The organism is Candidatus Burkholderia verschuerenii (assembly GCF_001189365.1).
Classification (GTDB): Bacteria; Pseudomonadota; Gammaproteobacteria; order Burkholderiales; family Burkholderiaceae; genus Caballeronia; species Caballeronia verschuerenii.
Genome location: NZ_LFJJ01000237.1, coordinates 1 through 8100 on the forward strand (window position 1 = coordinate 1; position 8100 = coordinate 8100).

6 protein-coding genes are annotated in these 8100 nt (G+C 59.7%); 3 read left to right on the top strand and 3 right to left on the bottom strand.

The genetic code is table 11. The features are described from left to right. Positions 1-378: 378 nt before the first annotated feature. Entirely contained in the window at positions 379-1356 is a 978-nt protein-coding gene (locus BVER_RS26060) for a ParB/RepB/Spo0J family partition protein (protein WP_050455728.1), read from the bottom strand. Continuing rightward, the gene (locus BVER_RS26065; protein ID WP_050455724.1) at positions 1353-2573 is read right to left on the bottom strand and encodes a ParA family protein; all 1221 of its coding nucleotides are present in this window, start codon (positions 2571-2573) and stop codon (positions 1353-1355) included. The genes BVER_RS26060 and BVER_RS26065 overlap by 4 nt, the downstream gene beginning before the upstream one ends. 923 nt (positions 2574-3496) lie before the next feature. On the opposite strand from BVER_RS26065, the gene BVER_RS26070 reads away from it, so the two are divergent. The 3 genes from BVER_RS26070 to BVER_RS26080 all read left to right on the top strand — a co-directional run bounded on the left by BVER_RS26070 (position 3497) and on the right by BVER_RS26080 (position 7243). Then, positions 3497-4918, top strand: coding sequence for a replication initiation protein (locus tag BVER_RS26070; RefSeq protein ID WP_232316803.1), 1422 nt, complete (start codon positions 3497-3499; stop codon positions 4916-4918). Between the two features lie 9 nt (positions 4919-4927). Beyond that, positions 4928-5680 (top strand): alpha/beta fold hydrolase, encoded by a 753-nt coding sequence (locus BVER_RS26075; protein ID WP_198155383.1) that lies wholly within the window; start codon positions 4928-4930, stop codon positions 5678-5680. Positions 5681-5797: 117 nt separating this feature from the next. After that, the gene (locus BVER_RS26080) at positions 5798-7243 is read left to right on the top strand and encodes an NAD-dependent succinate-semialdehyde dehydrogenase (protein WP_050455726.1); all 1446 of its coding nucleotides are present in this window, start codon (positions 5798-5800) and stop codon (positions 7241-7243) included. Between the two features lie 64 nt (positions 7244-7307). Here BVER_RS26080 and betI read toward each other — a convergent pair whose 3' ends face one another. Then, positions 7308-7895, bottom strand: coding sequence for a transcriptional regulator BetI (gene betI / locus BVER_RS26085; RefSeq protein WP_050455727.1), 588 nt, complete (start codon positions 7893-7895; stop codon positions 7308-7310). Between the last annotated feature and the right edge of the window lie 205 nt (positions 7896-8100).

Genomic DNA, 8100 nt, shown 5'->3' on the forward strand with positions numbered 1-8100 from the left:
TTGTGCTGATACAAGCGCAACCGGCATCAGTGAGATGCTTCGTGCCGTGCTCGAGCCGTATGCGGGGAAACTCGCACGTACGGTTCTTCGGGGGCCGCGTTTCCGAGAGGGAACGTGGCTACCCTCTCGGAACTCTGCAAGTTGAAACCGCACCGGCTAGCGTTCAACTGCATCTTCGAGATGCTTCGAGCATGCCGCAAAGCCTCGATGAGTTGCTGTATGTCTCCACTGGAGACAAAGATGCGCTACGCCACAAAGACACGCCGGAGCCCCAGAAAACGGAGTTTCGGAGCGGCAAATACCATCCTCACTGTGTCTCCAGTGGAGACACAAATGAAAAGGCCCGCTTACGCGGGCCTTACTCTAGTTCAATAATCCTTAGTGACTTTTAGGCTGCGTCGAAAACAGCCGCCCGATGACTTCGCGAATCTCCCTTTCCTGTTCGTCAGTCAGCATCGCCGTCTTAATCTTCACCGTGAAACTTCCAATGTCCCGCGTGATATTCCCCGCCTGCTCGCGTCCCGAGAAAAACTTCTCAATACTCCGCGCGCTGCCAATGTCACCATTAGACCGTCGCTTTGCAGCGAGCATCGCGATCGACGCGGCATATTTCCCCTGCGGCAAATCCCCGTTAACAACATCCGGCCAAATCTCGGACGCCGCGCGCGCCCCGTCTTCACCCGTCTTCTTGAGCGTCGCCACCACATCCTGCGCAGCATGACCGCCAAGAAGGGTAGGCTGCAGGTCGAGACTCTTCCGAATAAAATCCGGCAGACTTTCAAACGCAAAGTAGCGATACAGCCCCGCCCGCGACATACCCAGCGCCTCGGCCATGCGCTTTCGATCCGGAAACTCCTGCTCGGAGCGCCGGATCGATGCCGAGATTTCGTAATCCGTGAGATCGTCGCGGCTGACGTTTTCGACGAGTGCCAAAACCGCCATGTCCTGATCGGTGCACTCGATCATGACGGCCCGGATCATTTCCGCGCCCAGCATCTTGTGCGCACGCCACCGACGCTCACCCGCGACGATCTGGTAGCTGTCTCCCACCCGACGCGCGACGATCGGTTGCATCAACCCGACTTCGCGGATCGACTCCGCCAGCTCAGCTAGCTTCGCCTCGTTAAACACCCGACGAGGTTGCCACGGATTCGGGGTGAGCTCGCTGACCGGCAATTCCGAAGGAGTGCCGTTCGCCTCGAGTTCCTGCACGCGCAACTGCGCCGCCGCCAATGCGCCGGCCATTCCCGGCGCGGTCTCAGTGCGTGCGGCGCGACGCGTGGCATCCGGCTTTCGCGCATCGGTCGCTTTGATGCCCGCGGTCTTGGCGAGCAGTTGTTCCCGAATATTGCTCATTGCGCGGGCCTCCATTGTTTGACGAATTGGTCATCCACCCAGCGGCAGTAATCCACCAACGGCTGACGTACGCGAGCAAGTGATTTCGCCTGACTATGCGTGCTGGCGATATCGAACACAGTGGTAAAGGCGAGCGCACCGGAGCTCATCACGGAACTTGCCGGAACTTCGAACGGATCCAGCCACTGTCGATAGGCACCTTGCGCCCAGGTACGCACAACCGGTGTCGACGCGGTAGGCCCGTAGTTCACGCGAGTAAGGAGCACGGAAACGAAGTCATACTTCTTGTCGGCCTCATAGCGAATGAACGATTTCGCCACGTCCGAGAAAAGCCGCCAGAAAGAGAGCGAGCTGAAGAAGTCGAGATTTTCGGGCACCATCGGCATGACCATCGCATCGGCTGCCATGAGTGCATTGAGATTCAGGTATGACAGCGACGGCGACGTATCCAGAATAATGTAGTCGTAGTGCTTGCGCAGAGGCATCAATCCATCGCGCAAAACCGTCCAGAACTTGAACCCCGGCAGTTTCATCTGCATGGCCGGAAGGTGATATTCCGCGCCGACCAACTCGGTATGCGCCGGAATGATGTCGAGCCCATCCCAATACGTCGTCTGCACCTTGCCCAGCAGACCACCTTCGACCTTCTGGTCGTAGATAAAGGGCAGGACGGTGTCTTCGGGGAAGATCTCTTTTTCGGCGTACAGTCCGCAGAGTTCTGACAAAGACGCCTGCGGATCGAGATCGATTACCAGCACTTTGCGGCCGCGCAAACTCAGCCCCTGCGCGAGACACATGGTCGTCGTGGTCTTCGCCGAACCGCCCTTGAGTTGGGACGTAATGATGACCTTGCCTTCGAAGTCGTCGCTCGGCCCTTCGACCAGCGGAGTCTGGTAAATCTCCGATACGCGCTGAACCCAGGTACGCGTCTCAGCTAAGGTAAACATCCGGCTACGGCTGCGGCCGGTTCCGGTAGACTGGCCTTCGGGCAGAACGCCGTCACTTTTCGCCACGAGGTAGTGCACCTGCTGGCGTGTCAGTCCACACAGTTCGGCGATTTCCCCCGTGGTAAACATAGGCGCGCTTTTGCGCGGTCGCGGTGCGAGGATTTGGTCTCTAAGTTCAGTTGCGTAGTCCGTGACCACATCGGCGAAATCGCTGATTTGCGCAAGTGTCACGGTTCGATCGATTGGCATCGGTTGACTCACATTCGCCATTTCGAAGTTTTTCCGGTGTTATTGAGGATAAACGTAGAATACCGGAAAACATGGAAGATCGGTTCCATGTCGGAACACACCCGCACAAACGCTGCTAACTCATTGTTTTTTTCGTCAAAATTGACGTAACTAATCGCGCGGTTTTACTAGCACGCGGCCGATTAACACGCCGACAAAAGCTCTCACCTTTGCTGAGCCAATTTGACTACACGCGTATTTGTACAAAACAAATGGTGAGAGTCTATGTCGGAGCCCGCATCGAATTCTCGACATCGGTCGTTGAACGTTGCCATTGGACGCTTCAGAGAGCCGGAAAGGTGAGAGATGTTGTCGGTAAACGAGAACCTAACCTGCACCGATCGGCCAATGCTGAGTCAGCCGACAATCGTTCTCACCTTTGGTGTTCTGCAACGCGGATATGTGTTGTCGACGTTTGTTCATTGTTTTATACAAAGAGCGAACAAGCTAACAAACGAGGCAAAACCTAAACCTTTAAAAACAATAACTTGTGCGCTAAAGGTGAGAGTTGGGGGCTCAAATGTGAGATGTGGTGTCCGGCAAAGGTGAGAAGCGCTGTCGCGAGTGGGAGATTCATTGTCGGGATAGGTGAGAGATCGGACGTTCCGGTAGTCAAAGGTGAGAGCCGCTGTAACGAATTGCACAGCAGGGCGACGATTGGGTCGATTCCGGCCGCACGCCATGACGAAAGGTGAGAGGCGATATCGCTAAGGTGAGATCGGGTGTCGTCGCCGCTTGTTGTTCGGCTAGAAGGTGAGAGAAAAATTTCGACATCTCACCTCTGTGTGCTAGAGTTTCTTCTACCTTCCGAAAAATCCAATACCCAGAGACCAATGGCCAGCAGCGTCGAGAGGCGGGTCACGTCGCTTCAATATGCCCTCGACTTGTTCGTCGAGAATGCGCCGGTGAAAACACCGATCGATGCCGTCGCCTCGGGCAAGGACATCGGTTATCAAAAGAACAGCGTGTTTGCCCGCATCATCGGGCTGGGTTTGTCGGCGCGCCGGTTTGTCGATGCGGCGTATTTCATCGTCGCGCAAGAGCCCGAGATTTCCGATACCTACGAGGTCTCGCTGAATTTCTTCAAGTGGCTCATGCGTTACGAGAGCCATAACAAGAAGCACTTTTCGAGCGTCGTACGCAGCGTGAAATCGGCGATGCTCGAAGTGACCAGCGGCCCGGTCGTCTCCGTCGACGCGAAAGGCCGGCTGCTCGAAGACCGCGCCGATCCCAGCGAAGCCGACGAGGACGCCGACGACCTCGACGCGCAAGCCGGTTTCGTCTCCGTCACCGACGACGAAGGCGACTGGCTCGAACTGATCGGGCGAGTCAGCGTGCGCAATGGCCGCATTCGCTTTCGCGTGCCGCTCGAACTGCAGCGGCTGATCAAGGATCCCGAAAACTCGTACTGGACGAGTCTGCTCGTCACGTCGAAATTCAAGCTGATCTACGCGCGCGCCATTTACGATCACGTTCTGCCCGAGGTGCCGCACGAACGCACCGAATGGATTTCGCTCGATCTGATTCGCAGTCTGCCGGGAAAATCCTGGGCAAACTTTGCCGAGTTCAAATACTTCAAGCGCGATTATCTGGAACCGGCGATCAAACATATCAACGAACTGTCCGATATCGAGATCGCCTACGAAACGCGCGCGGGCACGCCGGGTTCGCGCAAGAAGGATCAGATTCGCTTCAAGCTCCGTCGCAAGGAAGAGGCGTCAGCCGCCGATGCCGACATGCTGTCGTCCGCGTCACTCTATCTGACGCTGTACAAGGAATTCGGGCTGTCCGACAAGCAGTTCGTGCAGATTCGCGAGAATCGCGGCACATGGACGGACGCGCGCATCGAGCAGGCGATCGATTACGTTCGCTGGCGCATTGCCAAGGGCGACGATATCCGCCGCGCGTCGAGCTATCTGATGAAAGCGCTGGCCGAAAATTATCGCGTCGCCGAGGCGGACAAGCAGATTTCGCTGCTGCAGACCAAGCGCGTCGAGAAGGAAGCCGCCAAGGATGTCGAGCAGGGCGCGCGCAAGGGCGCGGTCGCGGCGAGCGTCGCCGCCGCCGAGGCTGCGGCGGATCAGCGTCGACAGGACGAAGTGCGCGCGGCGCGCGAATACTTCGCGTCCGCCGAGAAAAAGGCGCAGGAAGATCTGGTGCGCCGCTTCGTTGCATCGAGCACGATCGGGCAGCGCACCATCGAGCGGCAAGGACTGAAGGCGCTGGAAATCAACGAAAACAATATCTTGACGTGGCCGAGCATCGCGGGGATTTTCGCGTCGTTCGTCGCGGCGGAGTTGCGTAAAGCGGCTCGCAAGAGCGCCTGACCCGACCTGATGAACGCGATCCCCGAAACCCTGTTGAACGATGGCGATGCATCGCGTCCCACGCTCGTCTGCATTCCGGGCGCGATGTGTCATCCGCGCGTGTTCGAATCGTGCGCGCAGCTGAGCGGATTGCGCGCCGTCGCGCTGCATTGGCTCGAAACCGACGGACCGCACGATCTTGAGCGTATCGCTGCACGCATCGCCGAGTCGATTTCGCGGACGCCGCGCGTGATACTCGCCGGGCATTCGCTCGGTGTGCCGCTGGCCGTGCTGACCGCGCTGCGCGCCCGTGCGAACGGGATATCGCGCGTCGAAGGGCTGATTCTGTCGAACAGCGGCGCGAATACGCGCGGGCACGGCGACGTCGATGCGCTCGTCGAGCGGATTCGCAACGAATGGGCGCAACCGTTCTGGGATGCGTTCGTCGCGCGCTGTTTCCATCGCCTGCCGCAGGGCGCATTGCTCGATGCGGTGCGTGGCTATCCGTCGCAAGTCGACAAGGAAGCCGTGATCGAAGCGATCCGCAGTCAGCAGGTGACCGATCTGCTGCCCGTGCTCAGCGCGCTCGCGGACGTGCCGACGGCTGTCGTCCACGGCGAGCACGATTCCGCCCGCACCATCGATCACGCGCGCGAATTGTCGGGCGCGATTCCCGGATCGACGCTGCATCTGCTCGATACCGGCCACACTTCCTGCGCGGAAAATCCCGAGGCTTTCGCCGCGATCATACGAAGCATCGCTTCGGATGCCTTAAGAATTTAGCACGCAAAACGAGTGCCTCAAGACTTGGGACGCCCGGTGCAATTTAAGCGCGGAGCTGCGATTTCAGGCAAGATAGACGCGCGATTCAATTCCCTATCGGAGTATCGGAGGTCATCAATGGCAACAGCAGGATATACGGACACGCGCCTCTATATCGATGGCGAGTGGTGCGACGCGAAATCCCGCGAGACGATCAATGTCGTGAATCCCGCCACGGGCGAGACGATCGGCACGGTCGCGCGCGCGGGCGTCGCCGATCTGGAGCGCGCGGTCGCGGCATCGCGTCACGGCTTTGCCACCTGGCGCAGGCTCACGGCGCTCGAACGCGCCCAGACGATGCGCAAAGCCGCCGGCCTGATCCGCGAACGCGCGGACGCCATCGCACGCCTGATGACGCAAGAGCAGGGCAAGCCGCTCGCCGAGGCGCGCATCGAAGTGAACTCGGCGGCCGATATCATCGAATGGTTCGCCGATGAAGGACGCCGCGTGTACGGCCGCATCGTGCCGCCGCGCAACATCAACGCGCAACAGACTGTCGTGAAGGAGCCGGTCGGTCTGGTCGCTGCGTTCACGCCGTGGAATTTCCCGGTCAATCAGGTCGTGCGCAAGCTGTGCGCGGCGCTGTCGACGGGCTGTTCGTTCATCGTGAAGGCGCCGGAAGAAACGCCGGCATCGCCCGCCGAACTGGTGCGCGCGTTCGCCGATGCCGGCGTGCCGAAGGGCGTCGTGCAGCTCGTCTACGGCGATCCGCCGCAGATTTCGCAATTCCTGATCGCGCATCCGGATATCCGCAAGGTAACGTTTACCGGCTCGACCGCCGTCGGCAAGCAGCTCGCCGCGATGGCCGGCCAGCATATGAAGCGCGCGACGATGGAACTCGGCGGCCACGCGCCCGTGATCGTCGCGGAAGACGCGGACGTCGAACTCGCGGTGAAGGCATCGGGCGCGGCGAAATTCCGCAATGCCGGTCAGGTCTGCATTTCGCCGACGCGTTTCCTCGTGCACAACAGCATCAAGCAGGATTTCGTCGCGGCGCTGATCAAGCACGCCGAAAGCCTGAAGGTCGGCGACGGCCTGACCGATGGCACCACGCTCGGGCCGCTCGCCAACGCGCGCCGTCTGACCGCGATGAGCAGCGTCATCGACAACGCGCGCCAGTCGGGCGCGACCATCGCGACGGGCGGCGAGCGCATCGGCACGGCGGGCAACTTCTTCGCGCCGACCGTGATCACCGATGTATCGCTCGAAGCGGATGTCTTCAACAACGAGCCGTTCGGCCCGATCGCGGCGGTGCGCGGTTTCGATTCGCTCGAAGACGCGATTGCCGAAGCGAATCGTCTGCCGTATGGTCTTGCGGGCTATGCATTCACGCGCTCGTTCAAGAACGTGCATCTGCTGACGCAGGGCGTGGAAGTCGGCATGCTGTGGATCAACCAGCCGGCGACGCCGTGGCCGGAAATGCCGTTCGGCGGCGTGAAGGATTCGGGCTACGGTTCGGAAGGCGGACCGGAAGCGCTCGAGCCGTATCTTGTGACGAAGTCCGTCACCGTGATGGCGGTCTGAACGCATCGCAAGCAGTAGAGAACGGCGCGGCTTCGGTCGCGCCGTTTTTGTTTGGGCGCTTGCGCTAAGCCCGCGGGTCCAGCATCAGATCGATATAGTCGTACGCGAGCCTGAGTGCCGCCTTGGTATCGAACGGCTCGCCGGAGAGCGCGCCGCGCAGCCACAAACCATCGATGAGCGCGGCGAGGCCGCTGGCCGCACGACGCGCGGCGGGCTTGTTCAACTCGCGCGAAAAATCCGCGCACAGATTCGAAAACAGCCGCCGCGTGTTCACATACTGCAAACGCCGCAGTTCGGGCTTGTGCATGCTCTCCGACCAGAACGCGAGCCAGGTTTTCATCACCGGTCCGTTGACCTGTTCGACGTCGAAATTCGCCGCGACGATGGCGCGCAGCTTCGAACGCGGATCGGGCTTCGCTGCCTTACGACGCCGCACGGTGCCGAGCCATAGATCGCGCAGCACGTGACGCATCGTGGCTTCGAGCAAGCCGTCCTTGTCGCCGAAATAATGACTGACGATTCCCGTCGACGTGCTCGCGCGCTGCGCAACCGACGCGAGCGTCGCGCCGCCGAGTCCCACCTGATCGATGGTGAGGAGCGTCGCGTCGATCAATTGCGCGCGGCGGACTTCGCGCATTCCGAGCTTGGGCATTCTGCTGAACCTGTTTCAAATCGCCGAAGACGGCGTTCATGGCGATGATAGGTTTGTTTATATTGAACGGTCAATCAATAAAAAGTCGGCCCTTCAGAATTAGTCGAAGTCAAGGGTGGCAAGGGGCCGCCGGAAGATCGTGTTTCCCAGAACTCCCAGAAGCAATATTGATCTGAATGGTTTCCTGGGAGTTTGGAACTTCGCC